Genomic DNA, 15820 nt, shown 5'->3' with positions numbered 1-15820 from the left:
CGGCCCTTGGACGGTCCAACGCCATACCTTGCTGCCTGGTCTGGGGCTGTGGTCCCGGTGTTGGGCGGCTGGTGGAGGGTGCGGTCTGGCGTGTGCGGGTCGGGCATGCGGGGCCTCTCGTTACGGGCGGGTGGGTGAAGGGGAGGGGGGCCGGCCCACCCGAGGTACCGGTGTGGGTGGGCCGAGGCGGCTCACTGCACGGAGGCGGGGCGCTCGTCCAGTTCGGACTGGAGGATGTCCTTGGCCTCCTCGGCAAGGTCCTTGTTGACGGTGAAGCCCTTGCTGCGGATGGCGTCCTCGATGTGGCGGCGGGAGGCGTGTCCGCCGCGCCCGCGCTGCGCAGTGCGGCCTATCTCGACGGCCTGCTCCAAGGTGGCGCTGGGCTTGCGTCCCGTGCCGTTGGGCGGGGTGTCGATTTCCGCCTCTTGTTTCCGCATGGGCTCGGCCACGTCTTGGCCTGCTTCCACGGGCTTTGGCGCAGCAGCCTCGGCCGCCGGCTCCCGGTGAGGTTCAGGCACAGCTTGAGCCTTGTGGCGCGTGGCGGCGTCGGAGGGTGCGGTGTTGTGGCGGGTGGCGGGTTGGCGCTGGACGAGGAGGTAGAAGTGGACGGCGCCCGCCAGTGCGAGCGGAGCGATGGCGGAGATGGCGCCCACGGTGATGTCGTCCAGCGGGAGTCCGCTGTGGTGGGCCTGCTGGTTGAGGCGGATGGCGTGGAGCACGTTGGCCCAGATGCTCGTGGCGGTGGCGAGGGCCACGAGCGAGGCCACGTAGAGGCGGGCGCGGAGGGGTCCGGCGTGCAGGACGAGGAGCGCACCGATTCCCAAGGCGATGAAGCCGTCGACGAGGAGCGGGAAGACGTACGTCAGGGCTGGGTGGACATGGCTGGCGGCGGCCATCTGACGCAGGGCGTCGTATGACAGGGCGAACGCGCCGAGCGCCATGAGCGCGACCCCGGTACGGATCGCCACGGCCAGGCTGGGCCGAGCCGGGGAGGAGGCGGGGGAGAAGGAGAAGGCGGGCGAGGTCAAGCGTGGTGCTCCCAGGGTGGTGCGGCGGCGATGGGTGAGGGTGGCTGTGGTGGGCCGGGACTCGTCCCACTCGTCCCGTGCCTGGTCAGGGCAGGTACGGGTGGCGTGCTGGTACGGGTCGGACTCGTCCCAGCTGCCCAGAGGTGTCCCTGCGCTGGCCTCGTCCGGTACAGGTGGGACGGGTGCAGGAGGGTCAGGTGAGGCAGCGGGAGTCCCGGCGGGGGCGAAGGCCTGTGCGCGGGCGCAGGTACGGGTGGAGCCGTCCCGCCCTTACGACTCGTCCCCGCTCTGACCTGCGCTGATACGAGTGGTACGGGTCGGTGGGGGTCAGGGCCCTGGGCGCGCTTGGGGCCTCGGGGCCGGACTGTGGCCGGTGCGTGCGGCGTTGTAGGTGTGGATCGGCCAGCTTGTGGGACGGGTGGGACGGGTTGGGGCGGGTCAGGCCCCGGACGGCTCGGGTGGGGCTTCGGGCGGGCAGTACCGGTCCCAGGCGTCCACGAACTGGGCGCGGGTGAAGCCCTTGGCCTGGGTCCCGTCGGGGAAGCGGCGCGTGGAGGAGTTGATGTCGTAGGGCTTCAGGAGAAGCTGCAGGCGACGCGGGCACACGCCCTGGGTGCCGAGGCCGGCCCACGGTGCTTCCTCGTCGCGGTTGAGCATGGCGAGGAGGGTCCTGGTGGGCAGGGCCGCCGCGTTGTCGCAGGCGGCGAAGACGCGCCGGATGTCGACCAGGATCCGGGTGTGCAGCGAGTTGTCCTGGTCGAGTGCGGCCTCGTGTGCGGTCATCGCCCGGCACGCGGTGCGGGCCCGCTCGGGCCAGTTGCCTCCGGCGAGGTCGGCGACGATGACCAGCGGCTCCCAGGTGTCCGCGGCCCGGTCCTCCACCGGCATGGAGACGGGCATCAGCGCGATCGCCTCCTTGCCGCGCGGGGGTAGCCACGCGGCGAGCTGGTCGCGTACAGCGTGCAGGGCGGGGGTGTCGCGGAAGGCTCGGAACTCCGAGACCTTCTCGCCATTCCTGCGGCGACGCATCCGCATGACCACGGACCGGTCCATGATCGTGTCGGGCAGGTCCCCGATGCCGGCGAGCGCGGCCATCGCGAAGGTGTGGAAGCGGACCACCTCGTGGTTCGGCCCGGCGACACGCAGCGTGTAACGGCTCTTCTGGAAACCCGCGTTGAGCAGGCCCCGAAGCTCCTCGTTCTTCTCCGCGACCTTCGCCGAGCCGAAGATCGTGTCGACCTCGTCCACCAGCAGGGTCGGCGGATCCGTCTCACCGATCGACCGGAAGATCGCCGCCGCCGAAGCGTTCACGGTGATCAGCGGGTCGTGGACCGTCTCGGTGATCACGTCGAGGAGGCGGGACTTCCCGCACCGCTTGGCCGGACCGACCACCGCCAGGCGCGGCGCGTGCTGCCAGACCCTCTGCAGGTGCGTGGCCGCCACCCACAGCGTCACCGCCGTGAGCGCCTCCGCGCTGGGCAGCACCACGTACCGCTCGATCTGCGCGGCCAGGTCGGCCAGCACCTGATCGCCCTGCGTACGGGGACCGATGCGACCGGAACTGGGAGGAGCGGGCGGGGCCTTCGGCTCGGGTACTTCGGCCTCCGGGAGGGCGCGGTGGGTGCCGGGCTGGCCGGGGACGGCGACCGCCGGCCATACCGCCTTCGTCGGGGCCGTGGCGGGGTCGGGGGTATTGGGCATCAAGGGGGCGGCTCCTTCGTTGGCGCCGCGCTAGCGGTCACCTCTCGGAAACTGGGCAGGGAAATCCGGCGTGGCCGGGGTGTGGACAACACAGCCACACCCCGGGCCCAGAAGTCCAGAGTTTGCTCTAAGACTCCTAAAAGGTTTTCCGGCCCCGTAACGGTAGGCCCAGAATCCCGGTTGGCGAAATCATCGCCGACTGTCGGCGCATCGCTCACGGCAGACAGGAAAAGGGTTCCCATCGGGCCGCACGGGAAGTTACAACACACCAATGCCACCGCGATCTCTTGAAATCGGCCCAGCAGGCCGGTCAGCTGCCCGCGCCATCGAGCGCACCCGTGTTGCCCGCGGCTACTCCCAGCGTCAGCTCGCCGCCCGCGTCCGCGCCCTCGGCCGGCCCATGACCTTCACCGCGCTCTCCCGCATCGAGCGCACCGTCCGTCGCTGTGATGTCGATGACCTCGTAGCCATCGCAGCAGCCCTCGGAACGCCTCCTCGGGCACTCCTCGGGAGCCCGTCGGCACGCCTCCAGGCGGCCGGGCTGGGCGCAATATAGGCGACGATCCCCGGTTTCCCAAACCGGGGATTCTCCAGACCATTGAGTTCAGTCGGTGCACCTACCGATCCAGCCCGTGTCATACCCATGTCCATTTCACGAGAGGACACCCTTGCGTCGATCGCCGATAATCCCTGCCCGGAAAACCCTCACCCCTGAAGGGGTGGGCGCGAAGATTGGAAATGGAATCGCCGGTGGGACCTACGCCGGGGAGGAGGTGAATTCTGGCGATCGTCTCCTCGCCGTCGATGAGGTCGCGGAACGCCTCGGTACCGGCGTGCGTTTCATCCGTCGGCTCATTTCCGAGCGGCGCATCCGCTACGTGAAGGTGGGCAAGCACGTCCGTATCGCCGAGAGCGTCCTGGCCGCGTACATCGTCGCGCACACGGTCCCCACCCTCCGCGAAGCGCGTTCCCGCTTCCGGAAGGCGGCCTGATGGCGGCCCGCAAGCCGCAGCGGCGGCGCGAATTCGGCACCACCCGCCAGCTCCCGTCCGGCCGTTGGCAGGTCCGCTACTGGGCACCTGACGGAAGCCGGCGCACCGCCCCGGAGACCTTCGAGACGAAGACCCAGGCACAGGACTGGCTCACGCTCGTCAACGCCGACATCCAGCGCAACCTGTGGACCGACCCCGACGCGGGCAAGGTCAACTTCGAGGAGTACGCGCTGAAGTGGGTCGATGAGCGGGGCCTCGCCGCCACCACGGACGAGCTGTACCGCCGCCTCCTGCGCCTCCACGTCCTCCCCGGCTTCGGTGACCTCGACCTGGACGAGATCACCCCGCCGGTCGTACGGACCTGGCGGGCCGAACGCCTGGCCGCCACCGGCAGCACGACGGTCGCCAAGTCCTACCGGCTGCTGAAGGCCATCATGGAGACGGCGACCGACGACGAGCTGATCCGCCGCAACCCGTGCCGCATCAGGGGTGCGGGCAGCGAGCAGGCCAAGGAGCGCTCGACTGCGACCGTCGCCCAGGTCGACGCCCTCGCCGAAGCCATGGGCCCGCGGTGGCGACTGATGGTCTACTTCTGCGCCTACGGCCCGATGCGCCCGGAGGAACAGGCGGCCCTGCGCCGGACCTCGGTCACCCTGGACCCTCTCGCCGTGCGGATCACCGAGGCGGCCCCGGAACTGAACACCGGCCGCCGCGTCAAGGGCGACACCAAGTCCACGGCGGGGGTCCGCACCATCCACCTGCCGGCCTTCCTCTTCATGGAGGTCAAGCGGCACCTGGACTGGTTCGCGGAGAAGGAGCCCGACGGGCTGCTGTTCGTGGGGGAGAAGGGAGCGCCGTTCCGGCGCACGTCCTTCGGCCGCAAGTGGGCCAAGGCCCGAGCGAAGGTAGGCCTCCCGAAGGACTTCCGCTTCTACGACCTGCGCCACACGGGCCACACCCTGTCGACGCAGTCGGGCGCCACGCTGAAGGACACGATGGTCCGCGCCGGCCAGTCCTCGGAGAAGGCCGCGATGATCTACCAGCACTCCGACGACGAACGCCAGCAGGAGGTCGCCGGGGGCATCGATGCCCGGGTACGCGCTGCCCGCGTCAGGGAGCGGTGAAGAGGCAGGCGAAGGGCGCTTGACGATCGGTGGGTGAGGGGAGGGAAGCGTTTCGCCTTCCTCCCCTCACCGGCTCTCTGGGGGCCGATGGACCCGAACAGCAGCGGCGGCGCTCGTAGATGGCCCGTCTACGGCCGTGCTGTGCCGAAAGGAAATCCGGCGCTCAGATACGCCTCCATGCGTCGAGGAAGGCATTCCGCTCAGCCGGATCAGCTGATTTGTGGTCCGCGTGCAGGACCCGCCAGGCGGTGAGTTCGAGATCCCGAAGCCACAGCTCGCCGATGACCTGCGTCTTGAGGTCGGGGAGGTGGTCGGATTCGGCGAGCGCCTGGCCGATCACCTCTCCGGCTGCGATGCGCTGGGGCGGGGTCATCTCGTCGACAGCCGAGAGGATCTGACCGGCCAGACCAGTGCCTTCTCCGGCCAGAGAACTCAGCACGAAAGTCTTAATGTTGGCGGGCAGCAGGTAGAGAGAGCCTGAGGACCTCCACAAGTCCGACCAGAAGCGTTCTCCGGCCTCGGTGGGAGCGGGGAGCGCGGCCAGCAGTCCGAGGAGGTGCGCGGTGGCTGCGTACCCATCGGAGTGGGCGGACGCCACGACGGCGATGTCGGCGACGCGCTCCACGTCGATTCGGCCCGCTTCGAGGCGTGGGTCCAGTCCCAGTCGCTGTTCCAGCTGGTGGGAAAGGGGGGCGGATGCGAGGGAGCGGAACTCGGGAAGCATCGGCGGTCCTTGAACGTAGGAGAGCGGAGAGGCCCATTCGGAAGCCCTGATCGTTCCCATGGCCCGCCGACTTACACGACTTCCACGGCCTCAGTTGGCGGCAGGCCTCCAGGACCGGAACCATGCCTGGCTGAACAGCCCATGTCCGTCGTTGCCAGCCCGGTGGTCCGATGCGGGCCTCGGGCAGTGATCCTGTTGGCAGGCTCCTAACATGAGCACGTGGTTGCCAGTGACGCCCAACAGTCCGAGGCAGGAAGGGAAGCAGTGTCCCGCGACGACGTCGAAACCGGCGGTGTGTCTTCCGCACCGACGGTCGGAGCATGCGAGGCAAGTGGTCCTCCCTCCGGATCGCACCGTGACAAGGCAGTCGAGGACTCCCACCCGGTTGCCGACCTGGTCGAGCGAGCGGCCGATCTGGTGGAGCCGATCAAGCCGAAGCTACGAGGCTGGCTTCACGCCGGAATGGTCCCCGCATCGCTGGCCACGGGCATCGTCCTCATCTGCCTGGCGGGGACACCGCACGCCACCCTGGCCTGCTCCGTGTACTCCGTCACCGCATGGATGCTGTTCGGGACGAGCGCCGTCTACCACCTCGGCACGTGGGGACCACTCGGTGAGGCCGTTCTGCGTCGCCTCGACCACGCCAACATCTTCCTGATCATCGCCGGCACCTGTACCCCGCTTGCCGTGCTCCTTCTCCCCCCTGACCAGCGGTCCGTCCTGCTGTGGATCGTGTGGACGGGCGCTCTGGCCGGCATCGCCTTCCGCGTCCTGTGGGTCGGAGCTCCCCGCTGGCTGTACACCCCCTGCTACCTGGCCTTGGGCTGGGCACCGGTGCGTTACCTGCCCGACTTCCTGGACAGTGGTGGGGCGCCCGTACTCGCCTTGATCGTGACCGGCGGGCTTCTCTACAGTGCGGGCGCGGTTGTTTACGCCCTTCAGCGCCCCGACCCCTCGCCCCGCTGGTTCGGCTTCCACGAGGTCTTCCACGCCCTGACCGTGGCAGCCTTCACCGCGCACTACATCGCCATCTCCTTCACCGTCTACTGAGCACGGCAATGCTTTGCCGGGGCTGCTGTCGCCCTGGGCGGGTGAGTTGGCGGCTGGCTTCGGGTCAGGGTGCGAGGGGGCGGCGGAGGGAGAGGTAGTAGTTGCCTACGGCGGACAGGTAGCGGTGGTCAGCCGTTTCGCTGTCGGTGGTGAACTGGGGAGCGGCTTTGATCTCTTCCCGGGTCCCTGACACCTTTACCGTCCGTGTTTCGGCGTCGATGCCGGCGACGGCGCCGGCCGGGATCAGAATGCTTTTGCCGAACACCCAAACGCCGGTGTCGACGACCAGATGTTGCATGCCGGGCTGGTCCTGCTGGCGGTCCACGTGCCCGATGGTTCCGTCAGCCGCCTCAACCGTGAACCCCACCAGTGACTGCCGGGACGTGTAGCCGCTGTCCTGTGCGTACATCCACACACCGCTCACAACCCCGTCTCCTCACTCTCGGCCCGAAGGCGGCGGCCACAGCCACACCGCCGGATTGACTCGTCCATCCCCATGCCCCGGTGCTTGCCGCGCAACCGGGTCCTCAGAGGATTCCGGGCGTGAGCGCTGTGCCGGTGGCCGGGCGGCGTGCGTGAGTAGGGCCGATGCCTGCTGTTCGGGTGAACCAGTCAGGCAGTGCGGCCCGCACGGGCAGCAGCAGCCTCCTGGCGTGCGGGTCCTCGGGCAGGGTTGAGGACGGTCGGCCCCGCGGGCTTCTCGGATCTGTGCCGGCCGTGGTCACAGGCTGCGACCCCAGACGGGATGGCCTCGACGAGGCAGTGGGGGCCGACCGTAAGGCCTCGGGCGCTCGGAAAGCGCGTCAGGGAACAGTTCTCGTGGAGGGGCCGGGCCCACGGTGTCGGAGGAGGAGAGGAGTGGTCATGCCCCCAACCGAGGAGCGAGATCCAGGCGTCCATCAGGGGCGCGCCGGCGGCGAGCAGTCGGTGGAAATGGACCTCGCGGGCACGCTCGCGGCAGCGGAATCCGCCTCCCCCGTCGAGTCACTGGACGTCGTCGCACGGATGCTCAGGGACCGCCTGAACGCTGCTGCGGTTTCGTTCCTGATCGTCGACTTCACCGGGTCGTCAGTGGTGCGGCTCGGGGCAGCCGACAGCGTGGAGTCCGACGAGCCCCCTGAGCGCGTCGCTCTGCCCGGCACCCTCTACGCGGACGTGTTGCGCACACAGCGGCCAGCCCTCCAGCGGGAGAGCAACAGTTTGGTCAGGGTCGTGGCGCCCGTCACCAACCGCGGCGACGCCATCGGCCTCCTCGAACTCTTTCTACCGGATCGCCCCGACGAAGACGCGATGAGGCAGATCGGTGCGACCGCGCATGCCCTGGCCTACATCGTTATCGCGAACCGGTCTTTCACCGACGTCTACCAGTGGGGCCGTCGTACGAGGCCCCTGAACCTGGCGGCCGAGATCCAGCACCGGCTCCTCCCCACCTCACTGGCATGTGAAGCAGCTCAGTTCACGGTCGCCGGAGCACTGGAACCGGCGACGCACGTCGGTGGTGACACCTTCGACTACGTCGTAGACCGCGACACCATGCAGCTCTCCGTCACCGATGCCATGGGTCACGACGTGGAAGCCGCGCTACTCGCCACCCTCGCAGTGGGCGCCCTTCGCAGGGCCAGGCGTGCCGGCGCCGAGCTCGAAGTGCAGGCCTTGGAGGCCAACCGGGCCGTCATCGACCATGGTAGGCGGGGCTACGTCACCGGGCAGCTGCTGCGCATCAGCTTGCTCGACGGGACCACTCAGTTCGTCAACGCGGGGCATCCTTGGCCGCTGCTCCTGAGACAGGAGAGGGTTGAGGAGGTGGTTCCCGAGGTGGATCTCCCCTTCGGTATCCAGCTGCGTAGCCCCTACCGGGTGCAGCGGCTGGACTTGCAAGCGGGTGACCGCCTCGTGATGCTCACTGACGGCATGCTTGAGCGCCGCGCCGTGGAGGTCGACCTGCCCTCCCTGATCGTGCGCACGGGCGATCTCCACCCCCGCGAGGCCTCCCGTGCTCTGGTCGCGGAGATTCTTCACGCCCACGGCGGCCGTCTCCAGGACGACGCGACGGTCATGTGCCTGGACTGGCACGGTACCCACCAGGTCACACGCAGTGCTGAGGCCGGGGCGGACCTGGCGGAGGCGTCCGCGCCCGAGTAGCCCTCCTTCGACGACCGAGGCCCGCCGATGTCGACGGGCATGCTCGGTTCAGGCCGAGGGCGGCGGCGCGGCTGATTCGGCGGCGCGGCGGTATTCGGCGTTGATGCGCTGGGCTTCCTCGAGCTGGTCCTCGAGGATGATGATGCGGCAGGCGGCCTCGATGGGGGTGCCCTGGTCGACGAGTTCCCGGGCGCGGGCTGCGATGCGCAGTTGGTAGCGGGAGTAGCGGCGGTGACCGCCCTCGGAGCGGAGCGGGGTGATCAGTCGGGCTTCGCCGATAGCACGGAGAAAGCCCTGGGTGGTGCCGAGCATCTCCGCGGCCCGGCCCATGGTGTAGGCGGGGTAATCGTCGTCGTCGAGACGGCCGAACGAGTCGTCTGCTGTCATTGAACCTCTCTCATGGAACGCATGGAGGGGCCCTGGTGCCGTACGGCACCAGGGCCCCGAAGGAACTACTACACCATCTGTCGGCCCTGATACTGCGCCGACCCTGTGTTTCCGCCGACCCGGCCGACACGCTGCCGGGAGTGCGGGGATCGCGGTTGCTTGACCGGAGACCACCTCACTATCGATGTCCTGCGGTACCCGGACTCAGACTTCCGCCCGGGCGATCCTGATGGTGCTCGGCTCCTCCGTTCTTCCCTCGGTGATCAACTACTTACTGCTGGTGGCCTGCGTCAGCGCCACTCTTCGGCAGCCAGCCCCGTTGCCCGTCCTGCGTCTGCTCTGGCTTAGAACCCCACTGCCGAACTTCCCGGTGCGCGCGCCTGCAGCCGACGCCTTCATCGAGGTGCTGCTCACTACTTCACTGCTGGGTACTGCGTACTGCACTTACGGGTACTGCCACTGCGTTAACTGCTGGTACTGCTCACGGCGGCCCCTGATCACCGCGGGCCGCCCGGTCCGATCGTCAGCCCCGTCGCCGTCCTGCAACAACCCTGGCTTCGGAACTCCACCACCGCACCGTCCTGCGCACTGCAACTGCGGATACTGCTGCCCGGCAGTTCGTCTCTGCCAGGCCCTGCTGTCTCTCTGGGCTACGAGAGAAACCATAACCACGCCACCGCGCAATGTCTACTCCAGCCGTCATAGATTTTCGCGTGGCGGGCGAGAAGGTAATCGACTCCGAACGCGCGGGCTCCTAGGAGCTGTCGAAGCGCAGCACAGGGAGCAGCTGGGGCGGTCAACTGTGTGCCTCGTCGAGGGCCGGAGCAATGGTCGAGACCGTCGCGCACACCGGAAACGGTGTCCTGGAGGAGGGAAGAATCGTTTTGACTAACGTGACGGACGATCATTGGACGGACTCCAACCGCGGCGGACAGGTCGGCAGCGGCAAGCGCAGAGCGGTTGGCCGTCTTCTGGAACAAGCGCGCCGAAGGCCTTCCCGTAGCCCGGCACACGCCCGTGGTGGATTCCCGGAGGAACCCCGGATCAGTGCACACCCCTGTACACGCAGCTTGCCGAGGAATGGGCTGCCCGCGGCGCCACCGTCCCCTGCCTCCCCGACCCGCTGTGGCAGAGTCTGGCCTCTACCGAACACTTCAGGCGCGAGACGGAAAGCACCTTGCGCCAGCTCCACCTGGCGGGGGAGGCCCGCTCCGTGGATGGCGCAGCCGAGTCGTTTCAACCGGAGGTACACACGTGAACCACGCTGCACTGGTGTGCCGGGGCTGCTTCGGCAACCTCTACGCCGTCTCCACCAACTGCGCCCCCGCCGCACCCCTGCCCACGTGGGAAGTCGACCACGACCACACCCCGGCCGACTGTCCCCTGTTCCCTCTCCTGCCGCTGGAAGGCGCGGCCGCCCACGTCCACGAGCTCCCCGACGCCGGCCACGTCCTGACCGGGCCGGCCTGACACGATCCCGGCTCGGCTAGTCACCACCGCGCTCCGGCTCGCTGGCACGGTCACCTCCTTGAGGCCCCGCGCGGACCGCTGCGGCATCCAGGCCGGCTGGCCCATGGCCGAACGCTTCGCCCCGAGCGTCACCCCATTGCCAGCCCGTCTGTTTAGGAGAGACCCCGCAGGCCATACGGGGTTCTGTAAGACCTTTCCATCGAACAGGGAGTGATCAGCTGTGTCTGGTGAGCAGAAGGCCGAGGCGAAGGGCGAGCAGGCCAAGGGCAAGCTCAAGGAGACTGCTGGCCGCCTGACGGGCAATGAGCGGCTGACCGCGGAGGGCCGCGCGGAGCAGGCCAAGGGCGATGCCCGCGAGGCCAAGGAAAAGATCAAGGACACCTTCAAGCACTGACCGCTCGTGTGCACGGGGCCGGGACCGCAGGAGCGGTCCCGGCCCCGTTTGCGTGTCCGCGCGCAGTCGGTTCCGGTCAGGCGGCGGCGTGCTGAGGCCGGCGCAGTTGCGCTTGTCCGAAGAGGAGCGCGTAGTCGTCGGGGAGTCGATGGAGGACGCGGGCAAGGAGGTCGGGTCCGGCGAGCACGGTGACGGTGGCGAGTACGGCGCCTGTGTCCCAACGGGCGATGGCCGGGCTCACGCCGGTTCGTGCGGCCAGGTCCTTGACGAAGCCCCAGCCGGTGAGGTGTTCGATGTCGGGGATCTGGGCGGTCAGGGTGAGGGCGGCTTCGACGGGCAGGCACTGGGCGAGGTCGACGCGCTCGTCACCGGTGACCTGCCGGCCGAGCGCGGCAAGCACGGTGCGGACGGCCTCTTCCGCGCGTTCACGGGTGGGGTAGGCGCCCTCGTAGCGGACGCGTTCCAGCATCTGGTCGAACGTCATGGCGGTGGTGGGCCGGTCCGGTCGAGGCTGGTCGTACATGGTGCTGCGGTTGCCTTTCTCTTCGAAGGTTCGAGTTCCGGCCGCCGGCGCCGGTCAGGTGGGCTGGGGGTGGCCGAAGAGGAGGTCGTAGCCAGGCGGGAGCTGGAGCAGGACCTCGCGCATGAGGACGTCACCCGCCGCGGCGGCCACGGTGGAGAGGACCGCACCGATGTCCCACGGGGCTGTCTTCTCGGTGGCGCCTTCGATCCAGGCCGCGGTCGCGCGGACGAAGCGTTCGGGTGAGAGCGGTTCGGCGGCCTGTAGGGGATTGAGGAGGATCAGGGCGTACGTCTCGGGGAGCCGGGCGGCGAGTTCGGCCCGCACGGTGCCGACCAGGTGCGCGCCCAGTAGGGCCAGGACGACGCGGGCCGTCCGTTCGGCTTCCAGCAGGGTCGTGTACTCGCCGCGTTCCTGGACGTGGGCCAGGAACGCCTCCCTGCGTATCGACATCACGTCACCTCCGGGGAGGGGTGAAGGGGCGAGGGGCGCGGAGGACGGGGGTGCCGGAGGGGGATCGGTTCCCCGTCCTCCGCCGCTGTGGGGCCGATCAGCCGGAGATCTGCTTGCGGCCGGACTCGCCGCCGATGCTGATCTTGCGGGGCTTGGCGCGCTCGGCGATCGGGATGCGCAGGGTCAGGACACCCGCGTCATAGTCCGCTTCGATGTGCTCGGTGTCGAGGGTGTCGGCCAGCATGACCTGGCGGGAGAAGATACCGAGGGGCCGCTCGGAGAGCTCCATCTGCACTCCGTCGGACTTCCCCGTGGGCCGGCGCTCGGCCTTCACCGTCAGCATGTTCCGCTCGACGTCGATGTCGATCGCCTCGGTGCTCACGCCGGGGAGGTCGAAGGCGATCACGTACACGTCGCCCTGGCGGTAGGCGTCCATCGGCATCACAGACGGCTTCGACCACGTGCCGGACGCACCCGACAGCTGCTGGACGATCCGGTCCATCTCGCGGAACGGGTCGGTGCGCATCAACATCGCGAAACACCTCCAGTTGGTTCAGGCAGAAACTGCCAATGCGCTTCAACGTGCTCCCGTTGTAACATGTCATCGGAACGATGACAAGCAAGACGTCATCTGGAGGATGACAAGCAGCGGAGAGTGTCATGAACGAAGCCAGCCAGCCGGCCGCGCCGGTCCCTTTTCCCGCTACGGCGACGGCCTTGCGGGCCATCGACCAGGCCGTGAGGCACGCGCAGCGGTCCTCTGCCGGAACGCCCCCGACCGAGCCGACAGGCGCGGGCCCGCACCCGGCGCTGGCCGCGCTGCTGATGCTGCGCGAGGTCCGTGAACAGCTCGCCGGTTGGGAGAGCGGCCTGATCGAAACAGCCCGGGGTCAGGGCGCGAGCTGGGCCGACCTCGCCGGACCCCTGGGGGTCGCGAGCCGCCAGGCCGCCGAACGCCGCTACCTGCGACTGCGCCCCGGCACGGCCGGAAGCACGGGCGAGGAGCGCGTCCAGGCCACCCGTGACACACGTGCCGCAGACCGCGTTGTCACGGCCTGGGCCCGTGACAACGCGGCCGACCTACGCCGGCTCGCCGGCCAGATCACCGCCCTCACCGGCCTTCCCGGCGCCGCCGCGGCGGCCGTCGGCGAACTGAACCGGGCCCTGGCCGACAACGACGCAGCCCGCCTCGTCCGGCCTCTGACCGACACCCGGCCTCACTTGCGCCCCGAGGACTCGGCTCTCGTCGATCACCTCGACGCCATGACCCGACACACCGACCACCTCTGCCGGGACAGCCGCGGCCGGCGCAGCACCTGACCCCGGAATACGAACCGCACCGAGCCGACGCCGCGCAGCCGTTCGAGCGTGCGGGGCACCTGGTCGGGCCCCGGCCTGGACACAGATCAGGGCCGCGCAGCAACAGCTGCGCGGCCCTGATTCGGTACGCGTCGGATCCCGCCGACATCGCAGGCGTCCGCTGTTCGGGTCGACCGGTACGGGCTGCAGGGGCAGCCTTACGCGCAGGTCTCCGCGCCCGCGGGTGGTGAAGATCAGGCCGGGTTGATGTTCTCGGCCTGGGGGCCCTTCTGGCCCTGGGTGATGTCGAACGTCACGACCTGGCCCTCCTGGAGCTCACGGAAGCCCGAGGAGTTGATCGCAGAGTAGTGGGCGAAGACGTCCGGGCCGCCGCCGTCCTGGGCGATGAAGCCGAAGCCCTTCTCCGCGTTGAACCACTTCACAGTTCCCGTAGCCATGTCTCATGCCTTCCAGTCGATGAACGCCTCCCACAACGTGCGGAAGGCGGAGGTGATCGCCCTGGTTCCTGCGGCACAGCACAGCAAAACGCCCACAACGAAGGCGTGGGCAAAGGGAACTTCCGAACCACGACAGCTGACGCAGACGCTACACGCCGACAACGGGCTGTCACCAGAGGGAAACGAGCACGCGTCGCGACCCGACATGCACGGTGGGCGTGCCCGCCGAGACCAGCGGGCACGCCCACCTCAAGCCGCTGTCCGTGGATGCACCTCGGCCGCTGCGCGACGGTACTCGGCGTTGACGCGCTGCGCTTCCTCGAGTCGGACTTCGAGCATCACGATCCGGCAAGCCGCCTCGATGGGGGTGCCGTGGTCGACGAGTTCGCGGGCGCGGGCGGCGATCCGCAGTTGGGACCGGGAGTAGCGGCGGTGGCCGCCCTCGGAGCGGAGCGGGGTGATCAGTCGGGCTTCGCCGATAGCACGGAGGAAGCCCTGGGTGGTGCCGAGCATCTCCGCGGCCCGGCCCATCGTGTAGGCGGGGTAGCCGTCGTCGTCGAGACGGCCGAACGAATCGTCTGCTGTCATCGCACCTCACTGCGAAACAGGTAGGGAAAGGGGTCGGAACGCGGGGAGGGGCCCTGGCGCGTACGACACCAGGGCCCCGAAGGAACTGCTACACCATCTGCCGGCCCTAGTCCTGCGCCGGCCTACTGTTTCCGCCGACCCGTCCGAACGGGGACAGGCTGTGCGGGGATCGCGGTTGCTTGACCGGAGACCACCTCACTATCGATGTCCTGCGGTACCCGGACTCACGACTTACGCCCGGGCGATCCTGATGGCGCCTCAACTCCTCCGTTCTTCCCTCGGTGATCAACTGCTTACCAAAGAGACTGCGAACTGCGGGTTGCTGCGCTTACTGCTGGACTGCGGGAACTGCACTCACTGCGGTACTGCGTACTGCTGGTGGCCTGCGTCAGCGCCACTCTTCGGCAGCCAGCCCCGTTGCCCGTCCTGCGTCTGCTCTGGCTTAGAACCCCACTGCCGAACTTCCCGGTGCGCGCGTCCGCAGCCGACGCCTTCACCGAGGTGCTGCTCACTTACTTCACTGCTGGGTACTGCGCACTGCACTTACGGGTATTGCCACTGCGTTAACTGCGGTACTTCTCTCGGCGGCCCCTGATCACTGCGGGCCACCCGGTCCGGTCGTCAGCCCCGTCGCCGTCCTGCAACAACCCTGGCTTCGGAACTCCACCACCGCACCGTCCTGCGAACTGCAACTGCGGATACTGCTGCCCGGCAGTTCGTCTCTGCCAGGCCCTGCTGTCTCTCTGGGCTACGAGAGAAACCATAACCACGCCACCGCGCAATGTCTACTCCGGCCGTCATAGATTTTCGAGCCCGTCGAGGAGAGCTAGACCTTCACAGCTGGCCCAGGATGTGCAGAGCAGCATGCACAGCAGGTCAGGGGCCCGGGAGGTTCGCAGCCGAGCGCGCGGGGTCCCCCACGTCTCGTCGATTGGCGTCGCGCTTCGACTGCTCTTCGATCCCTTCTTGGAGACCGGAGTTGGGTTGGCGTGCCCTGGGGTGGGGCACAGGGATCAGGTAGGCAAGGGCCGGACGTGGGCGATGGAGAGACCAGGGTGACCTGATGAACACGATGGCCGAGAGCGTCACAACCGTGCTTTCCACGGCGGCTGTTGCAGATGCACGCGATGCCGCGCGAGTCTTCCTCGACCGTCTTCTTCAGCCGGCGATGGCCACAGAAGCCGCAGACACCGTGGTCTTGGTCGTGTCCGAGCTCGCCACGAACGCCGTGCGCCACGGCGGGGGCACCTGCACCTTGGAACTGACGGCCCACGCGGAGAGCATCGAGGTGGCCGTGCACGACTCCAGCCCGCACGCGCCGCGTATGCGCACCCCTGACCTGTACGGCGGTACCGGTGGATTCGGCTGGCCCATGGTCAACCGCCTCGCCCGAGCGACCACTGTCACCCGTCGGGCCTCCGGCGGGAAGACGGTGAGCGCTCTTCTCGACCGGTAGTCCTCCCGGTCGAGAGAACCGGACGACCGGTGCA

At 68.6% G+C, this 15820-nt stretch carries 19 protein-coding genes; 9 read left to right on the top strand and 10 right to left on the bottom strand.

What is annotated here, in order from left to right; all coding sequences use genetic code 11:
- Positions 1–191: 191 nt before the first annotated feature.
- Positions 192–1028: a DUF2637 domain-containing protein gene (locus BCL76_RS09945; RefSeq protein WP_258309500.1), complete on the bottom strand. Its 837-nt coding sequence runs from the start codon at positions 1026–1028 to the stop codon at positions 192–194.
- Between the two features lie 438 nt (positions 1029–1466).
- Complete coding sequence (locus BCL76_RS09940) at positions 1467–2729, bottom strand: DUF3631 domain-containing protein (RefSeq protein ID WP_109779120.1); 1263 nt, start codon at positions 2727–2729, stop codon at positions 1467–1469.
- A gap of 271 nt (positions 2730–3000) precedes the next feature.
- Between BCL76_RS09940 and BCL76_RS09935 the strand changes: the two genes are divergently transcribed.
- From BCL76_RS09935 to BCL76_RS09925, 3 genes are all read left to right on the top strand, one after another.
- The gene (locus BCL76_RS09935) at positions 3001–3285 is read left to right on the top strand and encodes a helix-turn-helix domain-containing protein (protein WP_109779119.1); all 285 of its coding nucleotides are present in this window, start codon (positions 3001–3003) and stop codon (positions 3283–3285) included.
- Between the two features lie 217 nt (positions 3286–3502).
- Positions 3503–3721: an excisionase family DNA-binding protein gene (locus BCL76_RS09930; RefSeq protein ID WP_109779118.1), complete on the top strand. Its 219-nt coding sequence runs from the start codon at positions 3503–3505 to the stop codon at positions 3719–3721.
- Positions 3721–4845 carry a tyrosine-type recombinase/integrase gene (locus tag BCL76_RS09925; protein WP_109779117.1) on the top strand — a complete coding sequence of 375 codons (1125 nt, stop codon included), beginning with the start codon at positions 3721–3723 and terminating at the stop codon, positions 4843–4845. The genes BCL76_RS09930 and BCL76_RS09925 overlap by 1 nt, the downstream gene beginning before the upstream one ends.
- 163 nt (positions 4846–5008) lie before the next feature.
- On the opposite strand, the gene BCL76_RS09920 is transcribed toward BCL76_RS09925, so the two are convergent.
- Positions 5009–5569 carry a hypothetical protein gene (locus BCL76_RS09920; protein WP_181382497.1) on the bottom strand — a complete coding sequence of 187 codons (561 nt, stop codon included), beginning with the start codon at positions 5567–5569 and terminating at the stop codon, positions 5009–5011.
- Between the two features lie 264 nt (positions 5570–5833).
- On the opposite strand from BCL76_RS09920, the gene trhA reads away from it, so the two are divergent.
- Complete coding sequence (trhA, locus tag BCL76_RS09915; RefSeq protein ID WP_109779116.1) at positions 5834–6619, top strand: PAQR family membrane homeostasis protein TrhA; 786 nt, start codon at positions 5834–5836, stop codon at positions 6617–6619.
- Positions 6620–6683: 64 nt separating this feature from the next.
- Here trhA and BCL76_RS09910 read toward each other — a convergent pair whose 3' ends face one another.
- Entirely contained in the window at positions 6684–7043 is a 360-nt protein-coding gene (locus tag BCL76_RS09910; RefSeq protein WP_109779115.1) for a hypothetical protein, read from the bottom strand.
- A 509-nt stretch (positions 7044–7552) separates the two neighbouring features.
- Between BCL76_RS09910 and BCL76_RS09905 the strand changes: the two genes are divergently transcribed.
- Positions 7553–8761, top strand: a complete 1209-nt coding sequence (locus BCL76_RS09905) for a PP2C family protein-serine/threonine phosphatase (RefSeq protein WP_109779447.1) — start codon at positions 7553–7555, stop codon at positions 8759–8761.
- A gap of 48 nt (positions 8762–8809) precedes the next feature.
- On the opposite strand, the gene BCL76_RS09900 is transcribed toward BCL76_RS09905, so the two are convergent.
- Positions 8810–9148: a MerR family transcriptional regulator gene (locus BCL76_RS09900; RefSeq protein ID WP_109779114.1), complete on the bottom strand. Its 339-nt coding sequence runs from the start codon at positions 9146–9148 to the stop codon at positions 8810–8812.
- A 1254-nt stretch (positions 9149–10402) separates the two neighbouring features.
- Here BCL76_RS09900 and BCL76_RS09895 point away from each other — a divergent pair.
- Positions 10403–10618 (top strand): hypothetical protein, encoded by a 216-nt coding sequence (locus tag BCL76_RS09895; protein ID WP_109779113.1) that lies wholly within the window; start codon positions 10403–10405, stop codon positions 10616–10618.
- 220 nt (positions 10619–10838) lie between these two features.
- Positions 10839–11012, top strand: a complete 174-nt coding sequence (locus BCL76_RS09890) for a CsbD family protein (RefSeq protein WP_109779112.1) — start codon at positions 10839–10841, stop codon at positions 11010–11012.
- A gap of 76 nt (positions 11013–11088) precedes the next feature.
- Here BCL76_RS09890 and BCL76_RS09885 read toward each other — a convergent pair whose 3' ends face one another.
- From BCL76_RS09885 to BCL76_RS09875, 3 genes are all read right to left on the bottom strand, one after another.
- Positions 11089–11535, bottom strand: coding sequence for a DUF2267 domain-containing protein (locus BCL76_RS09885; RefSeq protein WP_109779111.1), 447 nt, complete (start codon positions 11533–11535; stop codon positions 11089–11091).
- Between the two features lie 54 nt (positions 11536–11589).
- Positions 11590–11985, bottom strand: a complete 396-nt coding sequence (locus BCL76_RS09880) for a DUF2267 domain-containing protein (protein WP_109779110.1) — start codon at positions 11983–11985, stop codon at positions 11590–11592.
- Positions 11986–12082: 97 nt separating this feature from the next.
- Positions 12083–12517, bottom strand: a complete 435-nt coding sequence (locus BCL76_RS09875) for an Hsp20/alpha crystallin family protein (RefSeq protein WP_109779109.1) — start codon at positions 12515–12517, stop codon at positions 12083–12085.
- Positions 12518–12645: 128 nt separating this feature from the next.
- Here BCL76_RS09875 and BCL76_RS09870 point away from each other — a divergent pair, with 128 nt between their 5' ends.
- Positions 12646–13305 carry an HSP18 transcriptional regulator gene (locus tag BCL76_RS09870; RefSeq protein WP_109779108.1) on the top strand — a complete coding sequence of 220 codons (660 nt, stop codon included), beginning with the start codon at positions 12646–12648 and terminating at the stop codon, positions 13303–13305.
- Between the two features lie 233 nt (positions 13306–13538).
- Here the strand turns inward: BCL76_RS09870 and BCL76_RS09865 are convergent, their stop codons facing one another.
- Both BCL76_RS09865 and BCL76_RS09860 read right to left on the bottom strand, forming a co-directional pair.
- Positions 13539–13742 carry a cold-shock protein gene (locus BCL76_RS09865; RefSeq protein ID WP_109779107.1) on the bottom strand — a complete coding sequence of 68 codons (204 nt, stop codon included), beginning with the start codon at positions 13740–13742 and terminating at the stop codon, positions 13539–13541.
- A 249-nt stretch (positions 13743–13991) separates the two neighbouring features.
- Complete coding sequence (locus BCL76_RS09860) at positions 13992–14330, bottom strand: MerR family transcriptional regulator (protein WP_109779106.1); 339 nt, start codon at positions 14328–14330, stop codon at positions 13992–13994.
- A gap of 1063 nt (positions 14331–15393) precedes the next feature.
- Between BCL76_RS09860 and BCL76_RS09855 the strand changes: the two genes are divergently transcribed.
- On the top strand, positions 15394–15786 hold the full coding sequence (locus tag BCL76_RS09855; protein WP_109779105.1) for an ATP-binding protein: 393 nt from the start codon (positions 15394–15396) through the stop codon (positions 15784–15786).
- Positions 15787–15820 lie beyond the last annotated feature (34 nt).

The organism is Streptomyces sp. CG 926, assembly GCF_003148825.1.
In the GTDB taxonomy this organism is placed as follows: domain Bacteria; phylum Actinomycetota; class Actinomycetes; order Streptomycetales; family Streptomycetaceae; genus Streptomyces.
This window is presented reverse-complemented; position numbering and strand designations above follow the sequence as displayed.